Below are 24,935 nucleotides of genomic sequence, written 5' to 3' on the forward strand. Positions count from 1 at the left end.
TTAACTTAGCAAGGATTTCGGCAAGACAAAACACACACCCACCGGGAGTATTTTTACCGTTTTAAGTTCATAGCGCGTTCTGATTCTTTCGGGTTCTTTTGAAAGATCCTCCTCCAGGGTCCTTCGCCGCGCCTCAAGATACTTTATGTCCTCGCGCAGGGTCTCATCTATACGCCGAAGCTCTTCAAGAGAGAAAAGAAGAGGTATCTCGGTTCTTTTATAAAGCTCTTTCAAACGGCCCTCTATTTCCCGGATGCGTTCTCGAATGACTTCCCTTACCTGCTGAATCTCGTGGTTGGCCTTTTCCTTGAGAAGCTTCCGAAGCTTGCGGAATTTTTCCTTCTCAAGGGCCTTGATCTTTTCCTCGATAAAATTGAGGCTTTTACGGAAAGAAGAGCGAATTTCCCGGGCCAATTCCCTGGGGATGGGGCGATGCTCTCCGGTAAGGAGAAATCCGAAATCTCCATCCTCGCCAGAATACACGAGGGGTTCCCCGGGATTAAAGGAAAAACGAAGAGAAAAAAGTTCCTCATGAAGTTTCAGCCCCTGCACACTTGAGGCCAGGAGTTTCAGAAAGATTACCGCCTGGGCCTGCTCCCTACTCCCCATTGCCCATTCCCCACTCCCGCAGACCACAAAGGAGGCGCGGTGAAGTTTTTCTCCGGTAAAGCCCAGGGAATAAAAGGCTTTCTTGAAGGCCGAAAAGGCCTTCTGCATGAGGGGATGATTCAGGTGAAGGAGCACCACATCCCGGCGGTCCCGGGCAAGCTCCGGCCTGAAGACCAGGGTAAGGAGCCGCCCTTCGGCATCCCTGATGGTCGAAAGTAGATCTTTTCCCCAAGAAGGTGGAAGACTTTCCAGAAGATATCCTTCCTCAAAGCCTTCCCGTTTTTTAAGACCGGGATGCCCCGAAAGTTTAAGGGCCTGGTCGAGAACAAGGCACAGGGTCTCGGGATAAATTTTCTTCTCGTGGCGGATAGTTTTTATTTGGGCCTTTATTTTTCGGATGCGCTCCAGGTCGAAAAGTCTTTCTCGAATTTCGTCTTCGAGCTTTCTCCGGGGGGTGAGTCGCTCTATTTCCTGAGGACTCACCTTCCGGCCGAGCATTCTTTCGTGGAGTTTTTCCTCAAGCACCGCGGCTACAGAACCCAGATCCTCTCGCATCTTTTCCACTTTGTGCACGATGGTGCTCAGAAATTCTGAATCTTTGTGATCCTGATAGACGAAGTGAAAAATCCTTACTTCTTCGGCCTTCTGGCCGTGACGGTCAATACGGCCATTTCGTTGCTCAAGACGGTTGGGGTTCCAGGGGATTTCGTAATGCAGGAGATGGTGACAGTGATTCTGTAGATTAATGCCCTCAGCGGCGGCATCGGTGGCCACCAGGATACGCACCGGATGTTCGGAGGGCGGAGCCTGGAAAGCCTCTTTGATTTTTTCGCGCTCAGAAAGATTCAGCCCCCCGTAAAGCGCAAGGACCTTCTCCTCCCCATAGCGGGCGGAAAGCTTTTCGTAAAGGTAATCAAGAGTGTCCTTATATTCTGTGAAGACGATAAGTCGCTTTTGGGCGATCAGATTATCGGCGAGAGAAAATAGAGTTTTCAACTTGGTGTCGGGAAGTTCGGGGGAAGACACTAAATCCCACATACGGGAAAGTAATTCCTCCTCTTCGGAAGAGATTTCTCCAAGAAGAAGACTCCCTTCTTTTAAGGCTTCCAGCTCTAAGGCCTGTTTCTCAAGATCGTCGGCCGTGTCTTCGGCAAGCCTTTCGGCAAGCCGTTCAAAGACCACGGCCCTGGAAGAAGTTTCTTCGGTCATTGAGATGGTAGGCCTGGTTACATGCTCCAGATGGACTTCAAGGGAATTTCGGAAGGCCGCGTAACTTGAGAGCAGGCGCTTTTTGAGAATGGTTAGGGCAAAACGCAGGGCGTTTCTTTGAACTTTGTCTTTGGGGGCTCTGAGTCTCTTCTCAATATAAGCTTCAAGGCAGTCAAAGAGTTCCCTTTCCTTGGGAGAAAGGGTCACCTCCCGGGCCTTGATGGTCCTTTTCGGGAAGGTTCGGTTGGAGACCTCGGGGATGAGGTCCCTTTTAAGGCGCCGCACCATTACGAGTTTTGCCTGACGGGGGTCCACTCTGGGGCCGCGGGTGAAACGCAGGGGATCAAGCAACTCCAGAAGGGCGGTGAAGGACTCGGTATAGCCGTTGTGAGGGGTGGCGGTGAGGAAAAGGCGGTGTTCAAAATGAGGGGTTATCTGGCGAAGGAGCTTCGTGCGATCGGAATCCTGAATATAGTCCTTGCGGCCCGAAGGGGCACAATTATGGGCCTCGTCCACGATAAGAAGATCCCACTTTGAGATACCGGGCTTCCCACCGTTTTTGTTTTCGGTGGTGCTCAGGAACTGCTGTAGATAAGGCTCTCGTTTTAAAAAGTCCATGGAGGTGATAAGCCGCGGGAAGGATTCCCAGGGGTTCACATGAAGCCCGTATTCCCTCTGGAGCCTTAGAATTTCGTCACGGTCTATGATCTTGAAGACCAGATTGAATTTAGTAAGCATTTCGTCCTGCCACTGTCTCTGAAGCGAGGCCGGGCAAAGAATCAGGATCCTGCGCACACGGCCGCGAGCAAGAAGTTCCTGGAGGATGAGGCCGGCCTCTACCGTTTTCCCGAGCCCCACATCATCGGCAAGAAGGAGAGAGACCCGGGGCATGGCCAGCGCCCTTGCCACCGGCTCAAGCTGATAGGGTTCGATCTCTATAGCACCACGGAAGGGCGCAGTAAACGAGTCATTGGCGAATACCGAGGCCTCGGTCCACTTGAGAGAAAGAAGAAGTGAGGCCAATCTTTCCGGAGGGTCCCAGGCCGAAAGGTCGGGAAAACCTATCACATCTTCGACCCGGGGAGAGACTTCAAGCTCCCAGATAACCTCAAGGGGTGTGCCCAAGCGGTGGTCCTCCAGGGATTCAAGGGTAACTTTGTGAAAAGTCGTCTCAGGGGTTGAGTAGGGGTGAACATCCTGAACTAAAAAGGTCTGGTTCCTTACCCTTACTATCTGACCGGGTTCTGGGATTATCATTCGCCCTGGACGGCCTTTCTCCCTTACTTTTTCCAACCATAGCAAAGAAGGACTCCGCAGAAAAGGAGGTTAAATGTTTTTTGGGAAAAACAGGCCCCGGGGAAGGTCTGGAAATTGGCCTATTCCCGGGGTTCATTAGTTAGCGGTTATCCTCTATGCTTTTTAGGGACGAAGAAACCCGAACCTGGGCTCATTTGCAGACCTCTGCAGTCTCTTCTCGTAGTTGATTTCCAAACACGGAAACCGTCTCATCAAAAGTCTGCCTTCTACCTGATTAACCAGATACCGGAAGGTCACCTTGACACCATTGTGCGTCGCCGAAACTTCTTGGGCCACTTCTCGAACAGTAGCAGCAGAATAAGTTTTCAAGATCTCCGAGCGGTGCTCGTAAGGAAGGCTCAGGAGAACCTTCACCTTCTCCTCCGGGCTGTAAGCCGGAAACCCAATGAACTCCACCCGATCGCAAAGCTCCGGTAGCCCTTCGAACTCCCCGGTCCTATTCCCCGCAAGCATCACAAAAACCTTGTACCTCTCATATCATGCCTGTGACCAGGAAACATCCCCGAAACAAAGATGTCCTCAAGCGGCTGGGCCGGATCTAAAAGCTTCACCAGCAAAGGCAACGCCTCAAGCCCGGCCTTGTCCACTTCATCCAGAAAGACGATCACCACCTTCGGGTTCTTCCGAGAGGCGAGCTTGAAAATCTCCGAAGGCTGGGCGTTGGAATAGTGAGCTTCGGTCCCGAAAAGTTTCATCTCCATCTGTTCCTTGGCCAGGTTACCCGAGGTGCAGACCACCCTTATGACGTTTGCCGAAACCCCGATCTTATCAAGCACATACCGAAGCGCCTCGACCGCCTGGCTCTTGCCGGTTCCCGGAGGTCCCACCAGGAAAGGAGCCCGCGCGCACCGAGACCCCACCAAAAACTTTAAAAGAAACTGCACCAGAATCCTCTTAACCACCTCTTCCCTTAAAGGAAGCTCCCTTTTCATGTGCTCGAAAAGCTCAAGGACCTTTTCATCGGAAAGATTTTCTAAGACCGGACGCTGAAGCTGGGGATAGAAAAGCCGAAATTCGTCAAGACCAGCTACCCAAAGCCCTTGCCCTCACCACCACATCGTCATCTCCTTTAAAAGAGCTCTTTTCAAGCTCCTCTTTGAGACCGTAGAGATGTTTGGCGAGAAGCTCTTCCTTTAGCCTCATAAGTTTTTGCTTCGGACAATGACACTTCTTCATAGCGCACCTCCTTGTGGGGTTTTCACCCCTTTCTAAAAAGAAGAAAAAAGAGCACCTCCGAAGGAGCGGATGCCGAAGATCCGGATATCTGGAAACTCCGCACAAGGAGGAGCGCCACGGAAACCAACGCACCCAAGATCGCCATGAGATCCAGATCCATTTCCTTTCGTCCTCCCCTTCGGTGTCCTCACCTAAAGAAAGATCCGAGGAAAAGATCTTTCCGGAAGGACTAAGAAAGCTTTCAGAAGGGTCTCAGAGGGGGTCTCGTGGAAGAATATATAGATCCCCAATAATGATTAGTTCTTCCTGGCGGAGCCGATCTTTCCCACTAAAGGGCAGATCTTTTGCCTTTTCGAATTTTAAGTTCTCCCTCTACCGGGGCGGCCAGCAGGTTTTCGATAGGTCTAGATCCTAAAAATGCCCAATGGTTGTCAAAAAAAACGCCGCTTGTTCTAACCGTAAAACGATTTTCGAATAGCAGAAATTCGTGGAATGGTCGTCATTTTCGATCACCTTTTGATCGTGCAAGACTCCTCCTGTAGGGAAGGGGCTTGGGGAGTCCGCAGAAGAAAAGGGCTCGATCCAGAGAGGCCTCTGGCAGGCTTTTTTTCGCAATATCCCTCTTTCGGCCCAGCTTTTGAGAAGAAAAGGCCTACATTACTGCAACCTTAAGGCGCCTGAGTCGGATCATTCCTCAGGTAAAGCCTTGATCCCCCACGAAAGGACCGTCTCTCACTCGAAGCCAATTTTTGAAAACGGGTTTGATTAAGGCTGCTAACCCTGCGGCACCGTGGCATTCCTCAGAAACATACGGCCACCGCCAGACAGCGACCTCCGTCACTATCCGACCTATCCCCTCTCTAGAAGACTCAGAAGGGGAAGTGTTTTGAAAACCCTCTTTCGAAAAATTGCCCTCTGAGATCGAAAGCGAAACGCAATTCCGAGGAAGATCCTCAAGAGGTAACCCGGGCCTCAGCTCGGCCGAGATCTCCAGGTTCCCCCAGAAGATGAACTCCCGATACTCCCCTCGCCCTTCCTTTTTAGCAGCCAAACAGCTTACCCTCTCCACCAGGGCCAGGTTCTCCCCGAAAACCTCCCGGGACATCTCAACGAGTCTTTCGTCAAAAGCGTTCGAACCCAGGATAAGGGCTCCCCGCTCAAGCGCCCGCGATAGAGCCTTGAGGAGCCTCTCCTGATCCTCCCAGCCGAAGGCCTTGAGCACATAGTCTTTGAACCCTCCTTTTTCGGGAAGCGCATACGGAGGATCTATAAAGAGAAAGTCACCCTTCCCCGCCACATCCACCAGGGCCTCAAAATCACTCACGCGGAGATCCGCAGCTTGAAGGGCCCAGGAAACCTCCTCCCAGAATTCCGGGGGCGGAAGAGCCCTGATCCTCTTTCCCATGGGGGGCGTTGAACTCGCCCCGCATGTTGTACCGACAAAGCCCATTGAAACAGGCACTGTTTAGATACAGGAACCATGCGGCCCGTTCGAAGACCCTTCAGGCTGCTCTCTCCGAATCCGAACGTAATAATCCCTCGAGTGCCTTCCATGGTGGCCCTTGAGAAGCTCGTACACCTGGCACCAGTCCTCCCGCAGTGCCTCATAGGTAAGGATCAGATCTTCGTTTATGTCTCCGAGAATGGCCTTTTCGGGAAGAAGAGAGAAAAAGACTGCTCCGGAGCCCAGAAAGGGCTCGATGTAGCGGTTGAACTCTCTGGGAAACATATCCCCATACCTTACGGTAAGCCACCTCTTGCCTCCCACCCACCGCAGAAAAGGCTTCAAGCCCCTTCTCATAATTCGGGTCTCTGCTTACAGGATGCTTTTGGTCCTTTTAAAGAAAAGAAGCCCTGAGGAAAAATCGTGTGGTGGAAGTATGTGAAGATGTTGGGCAGGCTTGGGTAAGAGGCTTCAGATTTTCAAATGCTCTCTTAAGCTCAAAATCCTGATCCCCTCAAACTGGACAAGATCCAAGATCTCCCGGTCTCCGGTAACGATGACCTCGGCTCCAGCCTCAACCGCGTACTCCAGAATCCGATTGTCCGTCTCATCTCGAAGGACGGTTATTTTTCTCTTAGGGCTTACAAATTGTGCTATTTCGGACAGCCATACCACCAGACGAGCGAGCTCTTCCCGGTCTTTGCTGAACTTGGTAGCCAAGACTCTTAATAACTCATCAAGAATCTCTTTGGAAATGAAAAGCTCGTCTTTCCCTTCAAGGACTCGATAGATGGCCTTTTCCGCAAGACCTCCGGGAAAAATCAGAGTAAAAGTGTAAACTTCTTCCGCTACCTGCATCGCCTCGAGTACATCCCGCAGGTTCCGCGCTTCCCCAAAGTGAAGACCCCTGAGCCGGTCATCAAATATTTGGAGCTTGAGGACCAGCAGAGGCTCCTTGAGGCCATACCTGAGGAGCATCGGGACATCTTCCTTTTCATGTTCGTGTTCGGAGTGCGCCCCTCAGAGGCCCGCGCCCTTCAATGGGACTGCGTGGACTTCCGGAACAGGCGCATCGTCATCCGGCGAAATTTCTCCGAGCACCAGCTGGTGAACATCCCTAAAGAGGGCGACTGGAAGACCCTTCCCATGCCGCCGGTCATCGAGGAGATGCTTCTGCGGCGAGCCAGAGACAAGAAAAGCCCTTTTGTCTTCTGCCACAGCGAGGGCACCCAGGGTAAATTCTGATATCACTACGGGGACAAGCGGTTACGGAAGATCTTCAAGCGGGCCTGTGAAGTGGTGGGCATCCGCGGGATAACTCTCTACCAGGCGGTTCGGCACAGCCTGGCCATGCAGGCCCTAAACGATGGCTACTCCTACGAAGCTGTCGCCCGCACCCTGGGACACAAGCATGTCTCCACCCCCCGCCGCTACGGAAAACTCCGGACCGAAGCCGTGCGTCCTCTACTTGAGGACCGCGCCGCCAGGATCGTGAGCCTTTCAGACTACCGGGAGAAACGCCGCAAAACCGACTCCGAATAATCGCCGAAAATCAGGAACGGAGCTCCCGAAACCCGCCTTGTTGCAATTGAATCTCGATGGGAAAGCTTTGAGTATCAACGGCTTCCGGACGAGTGCCCCAAAGGTGCCCCAGGTGAATTTTGGTGTTTGTAAGTCCACAAGAAATAGCCAATTTTTGGGGTGACCGGTGGGATTCGAACCCACGATCCCCGGGGCCACAGCCCGGTGCTCTGACCAGCTGAGCTACGGTCACCGCCACGATTGTATATTTAAAATACCTCCCTTCCCGGGATTTGCAACTCCCCATAAGCGGGCTTATGGAGGAAGGCTATTCCGGAATCAGACTTTTAACCAGAAATACATCCAGCTGATAAGTAGCCCCAGAATGATCAGGGTCTGAAGAACGAAAGCCGTGGTTCCGTGAATAACCAGGAACCTGAGGGTCATGTGAAAGTTTCCATCCCGAAATTCCCACCACAGATCCTCCATCCGCCAGCCTAACAGGGGAAAAAAGACAAGGGAAATAATCAATCTCTTTTTCCAACTATCCGGAGGCCACAATCCTTTCTTCCTCGCAACCCGGTATCTTAATTCCGGCCCAATTTCTTTTTAATAATTCCCACCCCCAGCAATCCCGACCCGAGCAGCCACACCACCCCCGGAAGAGGGACCGGAGAAATGGCAAATTTGTCGGTAAAACTGATCTGATACTGAGAGAAATTAAGACCGGACCAGGAAATAAAAAGTTGCTGTCCATCATTCGAAATAGAGTAACCAGCCCCGCCCTCCGAGGTCCACACATAGGTGTCAGGCTCTCCGTTTCCGTCATTGTCCCAGGCCACAAAAATATCGTAAATTCCTGGCTCCACCGTAGAATTGAGAGAACTCAAGGAATTCGCTGAAACCGAAGCCTCCCATTTTGTTTCGGAATGATCAGCGGACATTATTCCCGTCCAGTAAGTCTGATTATCCGTATTACCCAGCACAACCTGAAAGGTAACACGGTTATCGTTCCCGGTGTCGATAAACTTTACCAGGAACGGAGAAGCCCCCACCCCGGATACCAGTAGAAACAGCACAAACAATGGAGCAATGAACCCCACTTCCATCCTTCTTCTCATTTTTGCTTCCCCCGGTTTTTATTTCCCCGTTTTTGAGCTTATTTAATATTAAAATATGCTCCGAATGTCAAGGGACCTCAGCGGGAGAGGGTGAAATTCTGAGCGAATCCGGTTTCAGGGCTCCACTTCACCCGGTCTTTCCGTCCGGTCAGCGTTCAATTTCCCGCAAGGTCCGGCCCAGCCGGAGGCCGAGGAGGGAGCCCATCAGGGTGTAGAGAAAGCCCTTCACCGTTACCGAGAGCCAGAGGTACCACCCGGGGAAGAAGAGGCGGTAGAAGGCCATGTGGAGGACGAGGGAGGAGAGGGTGTTTGCGGCGTCGGCAAAGGCCAGGGCCACGGCCGTGCGCGTACCGGATGGATTACCATAAGCCCGGAAGAGTAACAGGGCGGTCTCCAGGGCCAGGAGGCGTGCCCCCAGAAAGAAGGGATCGGTGGCCCGCAGCCCTCCGAAGAGGATCGTGCCCATGAGATAATGGAGGAGCCCCGAAAGGGTGGCAAAGCCGGGTTTCGGCACCAGGATAAAGACCGCGGTGAAGACCAGGTAATGAACGACCTCGGTGATGAGTCCCCCCACGAGGATGTTGAAGGGGCCCAGGATGGCGTAAAGCACGGTGGAGGCGAGCCCGCCCAGGAAGTCGAGTCCGAAGGCCACGGCGCCGGAAAGGGCCACCAGCGAGAGCTCCCGCAGACTGAAGGCGGCCAGCAGGGCCCGCAGACGAAAAATCAGAACGAGGGTAAACGCAAGACCGCTTCCCATAATAAGGAGAAGACCGGCAGCTAGAGCCGTACTTCCCCGGGTAACCCCGATGCGCCGTTCGCGCACCAGAAAGGGGTGTTTCTCCCCCAGCACGCGCACCTTTACCCGCACCCGGTATTCCCCGGGGGGGACATCGCGCACATACACCGGAAGTACCGCCCGGGCGCGTCCCCGGGGCGGAAGGTAAACCAGGGCGAGGGGCTTTTTCACATGCCCCCCTGATCCCCACCGCGGAGGGTAAAAACCCTTGACCTTCCTTCCGGAGAGATCCGTAAACTCCGTCTCCACCACCAGGTTGAGCGGGATGTCGCTTTCGTTTTGAAGCCATACGGTCTGATAGGCGAAGGGTTCGTAGCGAGAAAAACCCCGATTTTTCAACCCCAGGAGGTATCCCAGGCGTTCGAAAAGGGGATTGGGCAACGCCAGCAGTCCCTCCCGGCGATGACGCACCCTGAGCCCCGACTCCTCGGTGGGTATGTGCCAGGCGAGAAGGTGCACCCTGCGGGCGGGATCAAAGAAACGGCGCTCAAGCCGGAACTCCAGGGCATGACCGTTTATCTTCAGGATAAGCTTCTGCGGACTCCGGGAGAGATCGGGTCTCAGCCGGAAAAGCCGACGGGCGCACTCCCCGGAAAGCTCGATCTTCCTCCCCGAAAGTTCTACGGTGAGGCGGGGAGCGTAACCGGTTATCAGGAGGCCGATTTCCGGATACCGGTTCGGGGAGAAGAGAACCAGACGGGTGTCGGAGACATTTACGGGAGAGAGGGTCCCGTCTCGATAGAGGATATATCGGCGTCCGGGGCTTCCCAGCGGGGCAAACACCTCCAGCTCCGCCAGCACCCGGCTTTTCGGAGCCCTGAGGGGAAAGGTCTTCCCGTTAAGGCGCAGGACATAGGTGGCTCCGGGGGTCCAGGGATGGATCAGGAGGAGGTTTTCCGTGGGGAGCGGGGGATAGCGCAGCAGGATCGTTCCGTTTGCGGAGAGGAGTTCCGCTCTGGTGCCTTCGGGCACGCCGTAAACCTCAAGACCGAGCGGACCGAAAATCACCCGGGGCTTCAGGGGAGAACGCTCGCAGCCGGTTATAAAGAGAAGGAATCCCAGGACCAGGAGGCAGGAGAATCGACCCCTCATGAGCCGGAGCTTTCCGGAACCACGCCGGCCTTTTCACCCACCTCGTGGTGCCATTTTTCGTAAAAACCCAGGGCCAGGGCCGATAGGAGCAAACGCTGCGGTTTCCCGGTCTCGGGGGCCAGCTTTTTACGGAACTCGGGAAAGCTTTCGCGCCTCTGAGAAAGGGCCGTGGCCAGGAGGGCGGCTTCGTCAAGTAGCACCTCGGAGGCCACCTCCTCGGGCACTATCTCCCAGCGCGCGTTGTCCCACAGGTGCAGGTAGGACAGGAGGTGCGAAACCAGCACCGCATCTCCCAGGAGGGGATAGCGGTTTCTCGCGAACCACTCGTGCACCGGGGGAGGAAGAAATTCCCTGAGAGCGACGAGGAGGGTTTCCTCTCCCAGTCCGTAGCGTTCGAGAAGCCTGGGGGCATAACGCACCGTCTCCGGGGTGAGCTTGTTCTGGAGGGAGAGGGCGCGGAACAGGGCCCGGCGCGTAGCCCGGGAAAGAAGCTCCCCCAGTTTCACATGTTTTCCGGCCCCGGAGAGAGGGCGGAGGGAGGGATCCAGTCTTGCGGCCACGGCGATCTGGTCGGTGCCGGTGCCGGTGGCCAGTCCGGAGGAATAGCGGGAGGCCACATGCAATTCCTCAAGCACGGTAACCTTGGCCTCGGTCACCATCTTCACCGCCCGCACCAGGGCCCCGGGGGTAAGGGGCCGATTCACGAAGACCATGAGGACTATGGTTCCCCGTCTGTCGCAGGCCACCGCGCCCCCGCCCTCGATCCTCAAGAAACGGCCTTCCTCCTCGTAAAAGTGGGCGGGGTCCCCGGCGCGCCCGGCGTTGGTCTCCACTCCCGCGGTGGCGGCGCAGAAGACCGTTAGGTCCCGAAAGGCCTCCGTAGCGAATCCCGCAAGATACATGTTGGCCGCGGTGCCGAGAAGAGCGGTCTTTTCCGGGGGGAAACCGTAGGTGTTGCAGATGAGTCTATGGTAGCCTTCCGGGTCCCGCGCGGCGAGACACCGACGGTGCTCACAGTCCGGATGGGGTCTCGGCTCGCAGGCCTGGTGATTCACCACCAGGGAGAGATCCTCCCTGAGACCCCCGTTCACCCGACAGGTGGAGAGCACCGCGTGCGGGGCCGCAAGCTCCGCCGCAAGCACCCGCTCGCCGCGTTTCACCCTCAATCCTTCATAGGGTTCGAGAATAACCACTTTACTCCACCTCCGCCTCCAGGGATAGGTAGAGGTCTTCCAGTTTACTCCTGATCTCGGGATCGGGGTTTTCCCAGAGTCCGCGACGGATGGCCTCAAGGAGTCTTTCGGCGATGTTGAGAAGGGCCGCGGGGTTGTGCCGCCGGAAGAATTCCTGCATGGAAGCGTCGAAGGCGTAAGTTTCGGCCAGGTCTCGCCACATGCGGTCCGAGACCACCCCGCTGGTGGCGTCCCAGTGGAAGACGAGGTCCACCGTGCGGGAAAGGTCGCCGGCTCCCTTGAACCCGTGGGTCTTCAGGGCCTCTATCCAGCGCGGATTCAGCACCTTTATCCTGAAAAGGAAGCGCATCTCCTCGGCGGTGGTGCGCACCCGGGGCTTTTCGGGATCCTCGCCGGAGGCGGAGTAGGAGACCGGGGCCGTTCCCCGCACGGCCTCCACCGCGGCGTTAAGACCCCCGTGGTAAGCGTTGAAACAGTCGCAGGAGAGGATGTCCACCTCCCGGGTATCCTCGTTTTTGTAAGTGGCCTCGGTGCGGGAAAGCACCGCACGAAGGGACTCCACGGCCTTTTCCCCGTAAGCTCCCTCTCCGTAAGCGTAGGCCATGGAGGAAAGGTACATTCGTCCCAGATCTCCCCGGCTTTGCCAGGCCCCGGCGTCAAGCAGCGTTTCCACCCCGTTTCCGTAGGTGCCCGGGGCCTCGGAGAAGACCCGGAACCGGGCCTTGAGCCGGGCTTCGTCCCGGGGAAGCCCCTCCGTGAGCAGTCGTTCCAGATCGCGCCGGAAGTTTTCCGCCAGCGGATTCATCTCCGGGGGTTCGGGGAGGGCGGCCACTTCGGCCACGGCGCGGTCGAAGAGTTCCATGAGGTTGCGAAAGGCATCCCGGAAGAAACCGCTCACGGTAAGGGTTACATCCACCCGGGGGCGACCGAGCTCGGAAAGGGGTACCACCTCGAGGCCCTTCACCCGTCCGTCCTCGCGCCACCCGGGACGCACTCCGAGAAGCCACAGAGCGCAGGCGAAGTCCTCACCCCGGGTGCGCATGGTGGGAGACCCCCAGAGCACCATGGCCAGGGTGCGGAGGGGACGCCCGTGATCCCGCCGGTGTCTTTCCATCAGGGCCTCGGCCTGGCGCACTCCCCGTTCGAAGGCGGTGCGGGTGGGGATCCTGTGCGGATCCACGCTGTGGAAGTTGCGCCCGGTGGGGAGGGCCTCCACCGCTCCGCGGGTGATGGCCCCGGAGGCCCCCGGCGGGACGAACCCCCCGGAAAGACCGGACAGCAGCGCCTCCACCTCCTCGGTGGCCCGGGAAAGAAGCTCCTTCAGCCGGGACTCGGACAGATCGGTGTGGCGCCTTATGGCGGAGACGGTCTCCGAAAGGGCCTCTCCCTCAGGGGGGACCCCCAGCACATGAAGTCCACGATTCACATAGGTTTCGGCCACCTCCTCAAGGTATTCGTGAAGCCGGCGCAGGAATCCTCCCGCATCCCGGGAGACTTCCTCCGGGGAAAGTCCGACTTCGGAAAAGAGATCCTCCTTCCGGGAGAGTTCGAGGATCTTCTTCAGGATGGAGTCCGCAAGGGCGGGGTTTTCCGCCGCGCTCTCCCGGTATTCGGCAAGGAGTTCGGAAAGCCTCTCCAGAGGCCCGTGGAGTCCGGCCTTCTGTCTCGCAGGCGGGAGGTGCGACACGATCACCGCGTGGCTGCGCCGTTTGGCCTGGGTTCCCTCGCCGGGATTGTTCACGATGTAGGGATAGAGGTTGGGAAGCGGCCCCAGGGCCGCGGCGGGGAAGCACTCCTCCGAAAGCCCCACCGCCTTCCCGGGAAGCCACTCGAGGGTCCCGTGTTTGCCCACATGGATTACCGCGTGCGCTCGAAATTCCTCGCGAAGCCAGGTGTAGAAGGCCAGATAGTGATAGGGCGGAGGAAGGGCCGGGTCGTGCACGGCCCCGGCGGAGAGCCGCTCGATCTTGCCCCGTGGAGGCTGCAGGGTAAGGAGGATGTTCCCGTTGCGAAGACCGGAGAAGAGGAAGGCCCCCTGCTGAACGAGAAAGGTGCCGGGAAAGGGTCCCCAGGCCTCCTCGAGCCGACGCCGAAGCTGCCGGGGAAATCGCCGGAAGTAAGGGCGAAAGGCCTCAACCGGCCATCGCACCAGGGCCCGCTGCCACATTTCCCCCGGGGAAAGATACCTGGCGTCGTAGATCTGGAGACGACGAAACGCCTGAGCCAGTTCCTCCCCCGAGGAGTAAGACCTTTCCACCCGATAGCCCTTCCGGGCCAGGATCTCCAGAAGACGCACCACCGAGGCGAAACTGTCCAGCCCGAAGGCGCAGCCCATTCGATCCTCCCGCGGAGGATAGTGATGGAGGACGATGGCAATCCGGCGGCTTCCCGGGGGGGTTTCCGCAAGACGCACCCAGGCCGCGGCCTCCTCCACCACCGCCCTGATCCCCTCCTCCACGGGAACGAGCCGGGGGACGGGAACCCCCAGGACCTCCGAGGGCTCGGATAGTCGCCTCCCGGCCACCACCCGGGAAACGATCACCCCGTCGAATTCCGGCTGAGCCACGCTGACCGAGACCTCGAGCGGGGAAAGCCCCGCCGGAGAGCGTCGCCAGTGATCCGGATCGGAAAAGCTTATCACCCCGTGCACCACCGGCACCCCCAGGGAGGGATAAAGATCCCCGGTCTCCGGCCAGAGCAGCCGGTGGGAAAAGGGCTGAAGGTTTACGAGAACCGAAACGACGGTCCTTCCCCCTTTCCGGAAGAATCCCTCCGCCACCCGATTCGGAGGGAGGCCCTCGCCCTCGGCCACGAAACGCCGGTGGAACACCGGCAGGGCCCAAAGTCCACGGCTTTCAAGTTCTTCGACGAGGGCCTTCACCGGAGCGAGATCCCCGTTTACGAAGTAACCCTGGTAAAACCAGATACCCACGAGGGGACTGGGCCCCGAGGGGCGTTTCCGGAGCCAGGAAAGATAGGCCTCAGGGTCGGGAAAGAACCCTCCCTCCGGATGCCAGATTCCCTCGGAGGGGATTTCCTTCGGGGGAGGGGGCGAGGGCACCGCTTCCCCCAGTTCGGCGAGAAGGGCAAGGAGGAAGCCCTTCAAGTTTTCGACGCCGCCGCGGGAAAGGTATTCTTGCCTTCTTTTCAATAGCTTTCCCCGGGGGCGTGCGTATCTTTCCGCCAGGGAGAGGTCCGCCGGGCTTCCGGAGACCGGCTGCACATGGACGATCTCTCCGGAAAAGGCCGCGAGGATGGTGGAGAGCCCGGGGAGGCTCTCCTCGCCGCCGTGCGGGACGAGCACCAGGGCCCGGGCCCGGCGGGCCAGGGAGGCCAGCTCCCCTTCGGACGGAAGGGTCTCGCGAAAGAGGGCCCGGAGGGGTACGGTGAGCCCTCCCCTTCGCAGGTCCCGAACGGCCTCCTCCAGCGCCCCCAGTTCCGTTCCGGTTGCGGTATAATAGAGAATCATAGAAACCTTCCCGGAGGGAATTGGATGGAGAAACCCATTTTAGTACCTCGCCACACCGCTAACGCGGTGTTGAAACAGGCCGGTCTTCCCAGGAAATTCTAAAGTAAACCCCCGGGGCGAGGGCGAGTAGGCCCCCCGCCCCGGGGAGAGGAAGGTGTGGTGCTTGGTGGGGGAGGAGGTATTGCCCACGGTCCTAAAAGATCCTAACCTTTATTCCACCGAACAGAGCAAGACCGGGAGCCCGATACCCCGCAGCCCATTCGTAATCCACATCGAAGAGGTTCTCGGCGCGCAGGAAGATTCTGGTGTTCCCGTTCAGGGCGTAACTTCCCGTAAGATCCACGCGACTGTAATCGGGAATGATGTGCCGGTGATCGTAGGCGGTGCGCCTGCCCACATACTTGTAATAGAGGTTTAGGTTCCACCTCTGCCATTGCACCGTGGCGCGGGCTCCTACCTGATGATGAGGTACCAGGGCCAGATTTTCGAAATCGTCCTCCTGACCCTCGGTATAGGTGTAGTTTATCGAAAGGGAGAGCCATCGGTAGGGACGGACCTCCACCTCCGTCTCCAGTCCGGTGGCCACCCCGCCGCCTGAATTATAGTAACGCCAGGTGCTGTAGTTGAAGCTTATCCGCTCCTTGTAGTGGGTGTTGAACCAGGTTACGGACCAGCGCAGTTTACCGTTCCAGAGTTCCTGTTCCAGGCCCACATCTCCTCCGGTACTCCTCTCCGGATCAAGGTCGGGATTACCGTAGCGGGGGTCGTAAAGATTGAAGAGCGAGGGGGCCCGGAAACCGGTGGCCAGGGTGGCCCTGAGCTTCAGGGTATCGGTGAGAAAGTAGGCCACCCCCAGCTTATAGGTGAAGTGCGTGCCGAACTCCTCGTGGTCGTCGATCCGGGCTCCGAGATCCACGGCCAGGCGATCCTCGAAAAGATTCAGAAATAGATTGGCGAAGTAGGAGGTGGTGGACACCTCGTCGTCGTAGTCCTTGGTTCCCCAGGCGGTGGCGCTGTAAAAGTCCGCCTTTTCCCGGTAATATTCCACGCCGGCGGTGAGAATGCCCCATTCCCGCAGATAAAAGTCGTTCTGAAAGACTACCGGATAGACCCGACCGCGATAGAAACCGTCGAAGTAGCTGTCCGTCACCGGGGAGCCATCGGGCCGGTATCCCAGAATGCCGTCGTCCCGATCCAGGTAATCCCGGCGGGTCAGGTGATAACCCACGGTGAGGCGGCTTTTCCACCAGGGGAAGGGTTTTCCGGAGAGGGTTAGGTGATGGATCTGGATCTGCTCCCGGCGCTCGGCGTGGGGGTCGTTATAGGCCCTGAAGCTCGTCCAGTCCCACTGCTGATAATTCAGATACCCGTAAGAGTATCGCATGGTGTAATCCAGCCTGAGAGTCCCCGGAAAGCCTCCCCTTGTCTCGAACGGCTGAGTGTTCAGGTTGAGATCCACGGTGCTCTGACGGAATTCGTCGTCCCGGTAGAGTCCGTCGGTGTTCACCCCGGACAGTCCCAGGAAGTAGCCCACCGGCCCGGCCGAGCCCTTTATGTATCCCGAGCCCCGCCAGGTTTCGTATCGCCCGTAGCCGGCCTTCATCCGGACCTCAAGCGGCCCTCCTCCCTTTCGGGGAATGAGATTGACGGCTCCGCTCATGGCGTTGGAACCGTAAAGGGCGCTCTGAGGGCCCCGGACGATCTCGATGCGTTTAAGATTTTCCGCATCGAACCAGGACCAGAGATCCCCGAAATCGTTGGCCGTATAAGAAGGATCGTAAAGGCGTACCCCGTCGAAGAGAACCACGGTGTCCTGATTCTTTCCACCTCTCAGACGCAGATACCCCCACTGCCCCAGCCAGCCGTTGTGTTTGATGGTGATCGAGGGGTAGCTCTCCAGGGCCTGGTACAGTCCCTGCACCTCCCGGCGATCGATCTCTTCCCCGGTGATTACGGTTACCGAGTCCGGAAGGTGCCGGATGTCGGTCTCCACCCGGGTGGCGGTGACCACCACCTCGCCGGTTCGGTCGGGGGTTTCCGCCCGGGATTTGAAGACCGGCCCCAGGCTGCACACCAGGAGTACCGATAGGAAAACACAAACCTTTCGCATACGCCTCCCTCCTTCGCAAAAATTTTTCGAAGGAGGGAGCTTCGAGGGGTTCCCGAGGAGGCAGTGGTCCGGGAGAGACTCCGGAGACCACCTTCCCGCTCGGGAACGGAGCAGTTAGCCTCGAAGCTCCGCTCCCTTCCTCGGCCTCCGGGCCGGTCTCCCGGCTTCCGGATCGTCCTACTCGCCGCGCCTTCCCGGGCGACCTACGGACCCCTCCCGGGCCCGTGGCCCACCCAGTGGCCTGTCGCCACCGAAGGCTTGCCCTCCGGCGGCCCACCCGGAAACCCTCGGGGCCTTCGCCCCTCGAGCGCCCGGGCGGGGAGACCGGTTAACCGGCCTCCCAGCGGCTTTCGTCCCCGGTCACGGTTGCGGGCCAGCGCCGGATTTCCACCGGCTTCCCGTTTAACCCCGAACCCCCAAGGCCCGGGGCACCCGGAGACCGTTAAATAATGTGCTACCAGTTTTCTAAACAGTGTCAAGACCGTTCCGGGGAGTACTTGAAAAAGCCTTGAAAAAGGAGTAATTAAATCGGCAAGTTCGCAGGGAGGAGCGGTAAATGTTTACAGTTTTGGTGGTGGTGCAGGCAATTCTGGCCATATTTCTGGTGGCTATCGTTCTCGTCAATGTAGGCAAAGGTTCGGAGGTGGGGGCAGTGTTCACCGGCAGTCAGGCCATCTTCGGAGGAGCCGGACCGGGCACCTTTCTCAACAAGGTTACCGCTTTATTGGCCATACTGTTTTTCGCTAACTCCCTCCTTCTCACCTACCTTTCCGTTCAGAAAAGAAAAGCTTCCCTCATGGAAAGGGCCCCGGTGGCTGTGCATCCCCAGAAGGAAAAATCCCTACCTACCCCTCCTCCCCTTCCGGTGCCTCCTCGTTCTCAATGAGCTCTTTTTCCTTTTGGAGGAGGTAGTTTTTATCTCTCAGATAAATTTCACATTTTTCGCATTGTTGCATCTTTTTGCATGCCGAATTGACCAATTGCCAGCAGGGTTTAGATCGATCCCGGTAGGCGGTACATTCCTGACGCACCTCTTCGGGACAGTTCTTAATTTCCCAGCAGGGAGTAAACTCTAAAAGCTTTTTGATCCCCGGGATGCTGATACCCTCTTCGTGAATAAAAGAGCGCAGACACTTGAGCCACTCTATATCATTGTAAGAAAAATATCGTTTGTTTCCTTTTTTTATGGGCTTTACCAGCCCCTCCTGTTCGTAAATTTTAAGGGTTCGAGGATTCACCCCCAGGATCTTGGCGGCCACACCTATAGGAAATAAAGGTTCATCTTTTTCGGGGATTACCTTTTTCAGCCTCGCAGACATAAAAACCTCCCGAAAAAGTACCGTCCTTTTTACCTAAATTACCACCTTTCACTGAGGGGACAAGGGGGAAGAATTTCTACCACATTAGAAAGGGGGGAAGAACCCCCCCTTTCTCAAAAGCTATGAGACCGGAAGGCGAACTATTTCTTGTGACAACCCCTGCACCCTACCGGACCGGTCTTCTCTCCTTTTTTCTTCATGGCCTTGTGGCAGCCCCTACAGTTGATGTGCATGGCATTTTTTACCGAGCGCAATTTCGGATTGGGGTGCTGCTTGTTGTGACACACCTTGCACTCCTGGATCTTCATACCCGGCTTGTAGGGAACCTGCTTCCAGTCCGCCGTGCGGCTGTGATGACACTCTCCGCAGTTACCCTTGAGAATTTCCTGGTGTTTGCGATGAGGGAAGACCACAGTGGAGTGCATCATCCTGGGAGCCGGAAGTTTGATAACCTCGGGCCCCTTGTCACAACTACCGATCCCTACTCCATACACCCCCAAGATTAAACCCATAGCTCCCAACATGGCTAACCATTTACGCATAACCCTCCTCCTTTGTTAAAAATTTTTTAAACATATATACTCCCGTAACTTTCAAAGGTCAAAAACTTAAAAAGACCATTGAGAGAACTTCTGCCATTTTTATCGCCGGAAATACGGACGAATCTAATTTTTTCAAATGATTTTGGCCAAAATAAAGCCCAGTTCCATCAGAAGGTAAAAGCTCATAAAGATGAGCACCTGGGAGAGAAAATCTCCGGGGACGAGGAAAAGAGCCAGGAGGTAGATCCCCCCGAGGATGTACCATCTTTTCCGGGCCAGGATCTTTCGGGAGATAAGGTTAATTCGGGTTAAAAAGGCGATGGCCAGGGGAATTTCGGCCACCAGTGCGGAGACGAGTACGGTTTTGCCCAGAAAGGCCAAGTAATTCTGGAGGCGCAGGTTGGCCTCAAAGTGGCTGAAGCCGAAGCCCAGGAGGAATTTCAGGAGAACCGGCAACCACACGAAGTAACCGAGAGATATTCCCAGGACTACGAGGAAAAAGGAGAGGAGGAGCACCCGTCTTCCGAGGCGTCTTTCTTCCGGATAAAGTCCGGGGGAGAGGTAGGCCCAGGCGTGATAACTGATCACGGGGAGGGTGAGGGCGAGGGCGAGGAAGAAGGTGGTCTTGAGGGCGGCCATGATGGCCTCGGGAAGGGTGGTGAAGACCAGTTTTAGGTGGGCCTCGCCCATGGCGCGGGTGTAGGGCCAGAAGAGCAGGGGGGTCAACCGGGGAAAGAGATAGAAAAGGAGACACCAGAAGAAAAACAGTACGGCCAGGCAAAAAATGAGCCTTTTGCGCAGTTCGGCGAGATGGACTTCAAGAGGAAGTCTGGGAAGTTCCCGACGGTGAGGAAACATTTTCCAGGGGCTCCTTTAGATCCTCTCCTAGAGAGGTTATCTCGTCGCGGGCTTCTTCGATTTCGTCAAGGGCGAGTTCCTTTTTCAATTCCTCGGTGGCCCTGCGGAATTCCACCACCAGTCGGGCCACGGCCCGCCCCATTTCCGGAAGTTTTTCCGGCCCCACCACTACCAGGGCCACGATGAATATAACCACCAGTTCGGGGAATCCGATGTTAAACATCCCGATAGATCCTCACCAGTCGTCTTCCCAGGGCACAGAATATTTCATAACTGATGGTTCCGGCAAGCTCGGCCAGTTCGTCCACCGGGACCCTTTCCTCCGCACCGCCCAGGAGGATGACCTCCTCTCCCGGTTTGACCTCACCCTCCACTTCGGTGACATCCAGGGTTAAAGAGCGCATGGACACCGCCCCCACCACCGGGACCCTTCGGCCCCGCAACCAGGCGAACCCCCGGTTGCTAAGACCGCGGGGATATCCGTCGTCGTAGCCCACCGGCACGATGGCTATCCGGCGGGGCTCCCGGGCTCGATAAAGGGGACCATAGCCCACCGCTTCTCCGGCCCTGATGTTTTTGACCTCCAGGATACGCGCCTTTAAGGTCATGACCGGTCTAAGTTTAACACGGGCCCGGGCTCGAAAGGAGGGATATCCTCCGTAAAGGCTTATTCCGGGGCGAACCAGATTGCCTCCGGCTCCGCGCAGGAATATGATCCCCGCGGAGTTGGCCGCGTGGAAAAAACGGAGGGAGGGGAATTCCCGGGAGAGTGCGTTTTTCAATTGATGGAAAAGGCGGAGCTGTTCCCGGGTTAGGGGGTCTTCGGGTTTTTCGGCGCAGGCCAGATGCGTCATCAACCCCGAGACCCGGAGTTGCGGATTTTCGCGAAGGAGATTCAGGGCCGCGGGAAGTTCCTCCGGGGTGAGCCCCAGTCGGTGCATCCCGGTATCCATCTTGAGGTGAACCTCCAGGGCTATTCCCTTGCGCCTGGAAAACTCCGCCGCGGCCTCGATCATGTGTAGAGAGGCCAGGGCCGGGATGATCCGGAGCCGAAGTATCTCGGGTAACCAATCCGGCTCGAACCCCGAAAGGAGAAAGAGAGGAAGGGCCAGCCCGGCGCGCCGAAGGCGCAGGGCCTCCTCGGGTTCGGAGAGCCCGAATCCGTACACCCCCTCCTGGGAAAGGACCCGGGCCACCTCGAGGAGCCCGTGTCCGTAGGCCTCGCTCTTTATGACCGCGAGAACGGCCGTCTCTTCGGGAAGGAGGGCCTTAAGGGCCCGTAGATTGGCCCGTAGGGCGGCCAGATCTATTTCCAGCCAGCGCGACCAGCGAATGGAAACCTCCCCCGGTTCGGGTTCAGTTCTGATTTAACCTCAAAGCCCGGTTCTTGGCAAAAATCTTAAGGGAATATATCTTTGAATATCCTCCTTGACAGGGAAGAAGAATATTCATATTTTTGGATAGAGATACTCAACTAAAGGAGAGGGTGTATGGGTAAGGAGGCTTTGCTGGAGGTAAGGGATCTCTGGGTGGAGGTGGAGGGCAAGGAGGTTTTGAAGGGGGTGAGTCTCACCATTCCCAAGGGGGAGACTCACGCCCTGTTTGGTCGAAACGGTTCCGGGAAGACCACGCTGCTCATGACCATCATGGGTTTTCCGGCCTATCGGGTCAAGCACGGAAAGATCATTTTCAAGGGAGAGGACATCACCCACCTCCCCCCTTACGAGCGGGCCAAGCGGGGCATAGGCATCATGTTTCAGCGCCCGCCCACCATTCGCGGGGTAAAGCTCCGGGAGATGCTCAAACTCTGCGCCAGGGACAACGGAATCAGGATCGAGGAGCTGGCCCGGGAGTTCGGGTTCGAGAGTTTTCTGGATCGGGATGTGAACCGCGGTTTTTCCGGGGGGGAACTCAAAAAGAGCGAGCTTTTGCAGCTTCTCATACAGAGTCCGGATCTCTCCCTGATCGACGAGCCGGAGTCCGGGGTGGATGTGGAGAATCTACAGGTCATCGGGCGCATGATCCGGAAGCTCCTCCAGAAGGACTCCCATCGTCCCCGCACCCGAAGCGGTCTGGTCATCACCCACACCGGGTTCATCCTGCAGTATGTACCGGCGGACCTGGGATATGTGATGATGGACGGCCGCATTTACTGCAGGGGCAACCCCCAGGAGATCTTTGAGGGGATTCAAAAACACGGCTACGAGGAGTGCGTGTCATGTCTGAGAAGAATAGAAGAATAGAACCCCGGGTGGAGGACTTCAGGCCGGCGAAGGAGGCCGAAACACCGCGGTCTCCGGAGGAGTTGAGCCCCGAAGAGTGGCAGCGCCTGAAGGAGGCGGGGTTCGACCCCGAAGCCCCCAAGGAGGGGGAATTCCTGCAAACCGATGCCCGCGTGATTCAGTGCCGTAAACTGCCGGAGGGGCTTGAGCTTCTTCCGGTCACCGAGGCCCTCAAAAAGTACGACTGGATCGAGGAGTACTGGTGGAAGGCGGTCCCCGCGGACAAGGACGACTACACCCGGGCCACGGCCGAGGATCTGGACGACGGATACTTCATACGGGTGCTTCCGGGGTATCGTCTGGTCTACCCGGTGACCACCTGTCTTTACATCCGCACCCCGGAGGTGGTCCAGAAGGTCCACAACCTCATCATCGTGGAGGAGGGCGCCGAACTCAACCTGATCACCTCCTGCACCACCCATCCGGGGGTGCGTTCCGGATTTCACATCGGGGTTTCGGAGTTCTATGTGAAGCGCAACGGAAAACTCACCTTCACCATGATTCATCAGTGGGGGGAGGAACTCCATGTGCGGCCTCGCACCGGGATTATCGTGGAGGAAGGGGGGACCTACATCTCCACCTATGTGACCCTTCACCGGGTGGCCACGGTGCAGAGCTTTCCGGTGTGTCGGCTGGTGGGGCCCGGGGCCCGGGCCGTCTTCGGCTCGGTGGTGGTGGCTCCGGAGGGGAGTATCCTCGATCTGGGGGCCCGGGTGTCCCTTGAGGCCCCAGGAACCCGGGCGGAAATCATCTCCCGCAGCGTTTCCACCGGTGGGGAGTCCGTAGCCCGGGGGCACCTCATCGGCAAGGCCCCGGAAATTAAGGCCCACCTCGAGTGCCAGGGGCTTATGCTCTCGGACGAGGGAGCCATCAAGGCCATCCCTCAGCTCGACGCCTACTACGCCAATGTGGACATGTCCCACGAGGCGGCCGTGGGCAAGATCGCCCAGGAGGAGATCGAGTACCTCATGGCCCGGGGACTTTCCGAGGAAGAGGCCACCTCGCTTATCGTCCAGGGGTTCCTCAATGTGCGGATCGAAGGGCTTCCCGAGGAGCTTCAGAAACGGATAGATCGGGCCGTGGCCCTGGCCCGTGAGGGGCTATAAGCCCATGCGGATCAAACCCTGGCTGGCCGGGCTTTCGCCTTATCCTCCGGGAAAGTCCCTGGAGGAGGTAAGAAGGGAGCTCGGCCTCAAAGGGCCCATTTACAAACTGGCCTCCAACGAGAACCCCCTAGGGCCTTCCCCCCGGGCCCTTGAGGCCGTAAGGGAAAGTCTTACCCGATTGCATCGCTATCCCGAGGCCGCCAACCGGACTCTTTCCGAGGCCCTGGCGCGTCGTTACGGACTCAGACCGGAAAATGTGGTGTTGGGAAACGGTTCCAACGAGGTGATTGATCTTCTGGTGAAGGCTCTGGTGTCCCCCGGGGACGAGATCCTGATGAGCGAGCCTTCCTTTCTCATGTACGAAAAGTTCGGGGCCGCGGCCGGAGCTTCCCTGAAAAAGGTTCCCCTGAAGGGCTATCGCCACGACCTGGAAGGGATACTTTCGGCCGTAAGCCCCCGAACCAGGATCGTCTTCCTGGATCATCCTCACAACCCCACCGGTTCGGTATTTTCCGGGGAGGAATTCGAATCCTTCCTGCGCGGGGTCCCCGGGGAGGTGGTGGTGGTCCTCGACGAGGCCTACGGGGAGTTCGTCCGGGAGCCCTCTGCGGCCCGCGGGGTGGAATTTCTGAAAAGGGGCTTTCCGGTGGTGGTCCTCCGGACCTTTTCCAAGGCTTACGGGCTGGCCGGGCTGCGTATCGGCTACGGTCTCATGCCCGAGGAGCTGGCCCGGGTGCTCAACGCGTTGCGCCAGCCCTTCAATGTGAACCTGCTGGCCCAGGTGGCGGCCCTCGCCGCCCTTTCCGACGAGGAACACCTGCGGCGCACGCAGGAACTGACCTGGGAGGGCCTGGATTATCTCTCCGCCGAGCTGGAACGGCTCGGCCTCAAGCCTCTTCCATCCCAGGCCAACTTCCTCTTCGTGGAATGCGGGCGTCCGGCGCGTCCTCTTTACGAGGCCCTCCTGCGCAGAGGGGTGATCGTGCGTTCCATGGAGGCTTACGGTTTTCCCGAGGCCCTGCGGATCTCGGTGGGGCTTCCCGAGGAGAATCGGGCCCTGATAGAGGCGCTTGCGGAGGTTCTGTGAGCGGGGGAGGGACGGTCATCACCATAGACGGCCCGGCCGGAAGCGGTAAGACCACGGTGGCCAGGATGCTGGCCCGTCGTCTGGGCTGGGGGCTTCTCGAATCCGGGAGCCTTTACCGGGCCTTCACCTGGATTTTGCTCAGGGAGGCTCCCCGGTTGCTCGAATCTCCGGAGGAGACCGCGGTGGCGAACTTTCTCCGGGGGATTCTTCCGGATCTCCGGTGCGAACTGGGGGAGGAGGGGCTTCGAATCTACTTCCGGGGGAGGCGCCTTTCGGAGGAATTGCGGGCTCCGGAAACCGAGGCCCGGGTTTCGGAGGTGGCGGCTCTCGGTGCGGTGCGCAGACTGGTCAACGAGATCCTGAGGGGTCTGGTTCGCGAAAGAGACGCCGTGGCCGAAGGGCGGGACATGGGTTCGGTGGTGTTCCCGGAGGCCAGGTATAAGTTTTATCTTACGGCCTCTCCCGAGGTGCGAGCCCGCCGTCGTTACCTGGAGTGGAAGGCCAAAGGCCTTGAGGTCTCCGAAAAAGAGGTGCTCGAAGGGATCAAGGCCAGGGACCATAAAGATTCCTCCCGAAGGGAAGCCCCCCTCAGTATTCCCGAAGGGGCGGTGGTCATAGACACCTCGGAACTTTCTCCGGAGGAGGTTCTTCGGAGGGTGCTTGCGTACATTGAGTAAGGGGTGC

Annotated in this window: 23 protein-coding genes, 1 tRNA gene, 1 pseudogene and 1 riboswitch; of the genes and pseudogenes, 6 read left to right on the top strand and 19 right to left on the bottom strand. The window is 57.7% G+C overall.

All coding sequences use genetic code 11. The features are described 5' to 3' along the window. From drmD to K3767_RS05040, 7 genes are all read right to left on the bottom strand, one after another. Entirely contained in the window at window positions 1–3,075 is a 3,075-nt protein-coding gene (drmD, locus tag K3767_RS05010; protein ID WP_221172474.1) for a DISARM system SNF2-like helicase DrmD, read from the bottom strand. A 162-nt stretch (window positions 3,076–3,237) separates the two neighbouring features. Next, complete coding sequence (locus tag K3767_RS05015; protein ID WP_221172475.1) at window positions 3,238–3,591, bottom strand: hypothetical protein; 354 nt, start codon at window positions 3,589–3,591, stop codon at window positions 3,238–3,240. Then, window positions 3,588–4,037 (bottom strand): AAA family ATPase, encoded by a 450-nt coding sequence (locus K3767_RS05020; protein WP_221172476.1) that lies wholly within the window; start codon window positions 4,035–4,037, stop codon window positions 3,588–3,590. The genes K3767_RS05015 and K3767_RS05020 overlap by 4 nt, the downstream gene beginning before the upstream one ends. Before the next feature lie 115 nt (window positions 4,038–4,152). After that, complete coding sequence (locus K3767_RS05025) at window positions 4,153–4,311, bottom strand: hypothetical protein (protein ID WP_221172477.1); 159 nt, start codon at window positions 4,309–4,311, stop codon at window positions 4,153–4,155. Between the two features lie 694 nt (window positions 4,312–5,005). After that, entirely contained in the window at window positions 5,006–5,716 is a 711-nt protein-coding gene (locus tag K3767_RS05030) for a DNA adenine methylase (protein ID WP_221172478.1), read from the bottom strand. Between the two features lie 60 nt (window positions 5,717–5,776). Beyond that, window positions 5,777–6,100 (bottom strand): DNA adenine methylase, encoded by a 324-nt coding sequence (locus K3767_RS05035; protein WP_221172479.1) that lies wholly within the window; start codon window positions 6,098–6,100, stop codon window positions 5,777–5,779. A 126-nt stretch (window positions 6,101–6,226) separates the two neighbouring features. Continuing rightward, window positions 6,227–6,613, bottom strand: coding sequence for a putative toxin-antitoxin system toxin component, PIN family (locus K3767_RS05040; protein WP_221172480.1), 387 nt, complete (start codon window positions 6,611–6,613; stop codon window positions 6,227–6,229). A 39-nt stretch (window positions 6,614–6,652) separates the two neighbouring features. Between K3767_RS05040 and K3767_RS12090 the strand changes: the two are divergent. Continuing rightward, window positions 6,653–7,297, top strand: a pseudogene (locus K3767_RS12090) (tyrosine-type recombinase/integrase). Window positions 7,298–7,452: 155 nt separating this feature from the next. On the opposite strand, the gene K3767_RS05055 reads toward K3767_RS12090, so the two are convergent. The 7 genes from K3767_RS05055 to K3767_RS05085 form a co-directional block, all read right to left on the bottom strand. Further along, window positions 7,453–7,529 (bottom strand) — tRNA-His (locus tag K3767_RS05055). 86 nt (window positions 7,530–7,615) lie between these two features. Then, window positions 7,616–7,807: a hypothetical protein gene (locus K3767_RS05060; RefSeq protein ID WP_221172483.1), complete on the bottom strand. Its 192-nt coding sequence runs from the start codon at window positions 7,805–7,807 to the stop codon at window positions 7,616–7,618. Between the two features lie 56 nt (window positions 7,808–7,863). After that, a complete protein-coding gene (locus tag K3767_RS05065) occupies window positions 7,864–8,385 on the bottom strand; it encodes a hypothetical protein (protein WP_221172484.1) in 522 nt (173 codons plus the stop codon). Between the two features lie 160 nt (window positions 8,386–8,545). Further along, on the bottom strand, window positions 8,546–10,285 hold the full coding sequence (locus K3767_RS05070) for a hypothetical protein (protein ID WP_221172485.1): 1,740 nt from the start codon (window positions 10,283–10,285) through the stop codon (window positions 8,546–8,548). Next, complete coding sequence (locus tag K3767_RS05075; RefSeq protein WP_221172486.1) at window positions 10,282–11,478, bottom strand: adenosylcobinamide amidohydrolase; 1,197 nt, start codon at window positions 11,476–11,478, stop codon at window positions 10,282–10,284. Before K3767_RS05075 ends, K3767_RS05070 begins: the two co-directional genes overlap by 4 nt. Window position 11,479: 1 nt before the next feature. Then, on the bottom strand, window positions 11,480–14,947 hold the full coding sequence (locus K3767_RS05080) for a cobaltochelatase subunit CobN (protein WP_221172487.1): 3,468 nt from the start codon (window positions 14,945–14,947) through the stop codon (window positions 11,480–11,482). Window positions 14,948–15,140: 193 nt separating this feature from the next. Next, window positions 15,141–17,057, bottom strand: coding sequence for a TonB-dependent siderophore receptor (locus K3767_RS05085; protein WP_221172488.1), 1,917 nt, complete (start codon window positions 17,055–17,057; stop codon window positions 15,141–15,143). 132 nt (window positions 17,058–17,189) lie between these two features. Then, window positions 17,190–17,508: riboswitch (cobalamin riboswitch) on the bottom strand. Between the two features lie 105 nt (window positions 17,509–17,613). On the opposite strand from K3767_RS05085, the gene secG reads away from it, so the two are divergent. Then, window positions 17,614–17,943 (top strand): preprotein translocase subunit SecG, encoded by a 330-nt coding sequence (gene secG / locus K3767_RS05090; RefSeq protein ID WP_221172489.1) that lies wholly within the window; start codon window positions 17,614–17,616, stop codon window positions 17,941–17,943. Here secG and K3767_RS05095 read toward each other — a convergent pair. The 5 genes from K3767_RS05095 to alr all read right to left on the bottom strand — a co-directional run bounded on the left by K3767_RS05095 (window position 17,903) and on the right by alr (window position 21,143). Further along, window positions 17,903–18,376 (bottom strand): MerR family transcriptional regulator, encoded by a 474-nt coding sequence (locus K3767_RS05095; RefSeq protein WP_221172490.1) that lies wholly within the window; start codon window positions 18,374–18,376, stop codon window positions 17,903–17,905. The genes secG and K3767_RS05095 overlap by 41 nt on opposite strands. 140 nt (window positions 18,377–18,516) lie before the next feature. After that, entirely contained in the window at window positions 18,517–18,918 is a 402-nt protein-coding gene (locus tag K3767_RS05100) for a cytochrome c3 family protein (RefSeq protein ID WP_221172491.1), read from the bottom strand. A 132-nt stretch (window positions 18,919–19,050) separates the two neighbouring features. Next, a complete protein-coding gene (gene tatC / locus K3767_RS05105; RefSeq protein ID WP_221172492.1) occupies window positions 19,051–19,776 on the bottom strand; it encodes a twin-arginine translocase subunit TatC in 726 nt (241 codons plus the stop codon). Next, entirely contained in the window at window positions 19,736–19,999 is a 264-nt protein-coding gene (gene tatB / locus K3767_RS05110; RefSeq protein ID WP_221172493.1) for a Sec-independent protein translocase protein TatB, read from the bottom strand. Before tatB ends, tatC begins: the two co-directional genes overlap by 41 nt. Continuing rightward, a complete protein-coding gene (gene alr, locus K3767_RS05115) occupies window positions 19,992–21,143 on the bottom strand; it encodes an alanine racemase (RefSeq protein ID WP_221173112.1) in 1,152 nt (383 codons plus the stop codon). Before alr ends, tatB begins: the two co-directional genes overlap by 8 nt. 123 nt (window positions 21,144–21,266) lie before the next feature. Here alr and K3767_RS05120 point away from each other — a divergent pair, with 123 nt between their 5' ends. From K3767_RS05120 to cmk, 4 genes are read left to right on the top strand one after another with little or no spacing between them, the layout of a single operon-like run. Beyond that, entirely contained in the window at window positions 21,267–22,019 is a 753-nt protein-coding gene (locus K3767_RS05120; protein WP_221172494.1) for an ABC transporter ATP-binding protein, read from the top strand. Further along, window positions 21,995–23,164, top strand: a complete 1,170-nt coding sequence (locus tag K3767_RS05125; protein WP_221172495.1) for a SufD family Fe-S cluster assembly protein — start codon at window positions 21,995–21,997, stop codon at window positions 23,162–23,164. Before K3767_RS05120 ends, K3767_RS05125 begins: the two co-directional genes overlap by 25 nt. 4 nt (window positions 23,165–23,168) lie before the next feature. Continuing rightward, window positions 23,169–24,251, top strand: coding sequence for a histidinol-phosphate transaminase (gene hisC, locus K3767_RS05130; RefSeq protein WP_221172496.1), 1,083 nt, complete (start codon window positions 23,169–23,171; stop codon window positions 24,249–24,251). Next, complete coding sequence (gene cmk, locus K3767_RS05135) at window positions 24,248–24,928, top strand: (d)CMP kinase (protein WP_221172497.1); 681 nt, start codon at window positions 24,248–24,250, stop codon at window positions 24,926–24,928. Before hisC ends, cmk begins: the two co-directional genes overlap by 4 nt. The last annotated feature ends 7 nt before the right edge of the window (window positions 24,929–24,935 follow it).

Source organism: Thermosulfurimonas sp. F29, assembly GCF_019688735.1.
Classification (GTDB): domain Bacteria; phylum Desulfobacterota; class Thermodesulfobacteria; order Thermodesulfobacteriales; family Thermodesulfobacteriaceae; genus Thermosulfurimonas_A.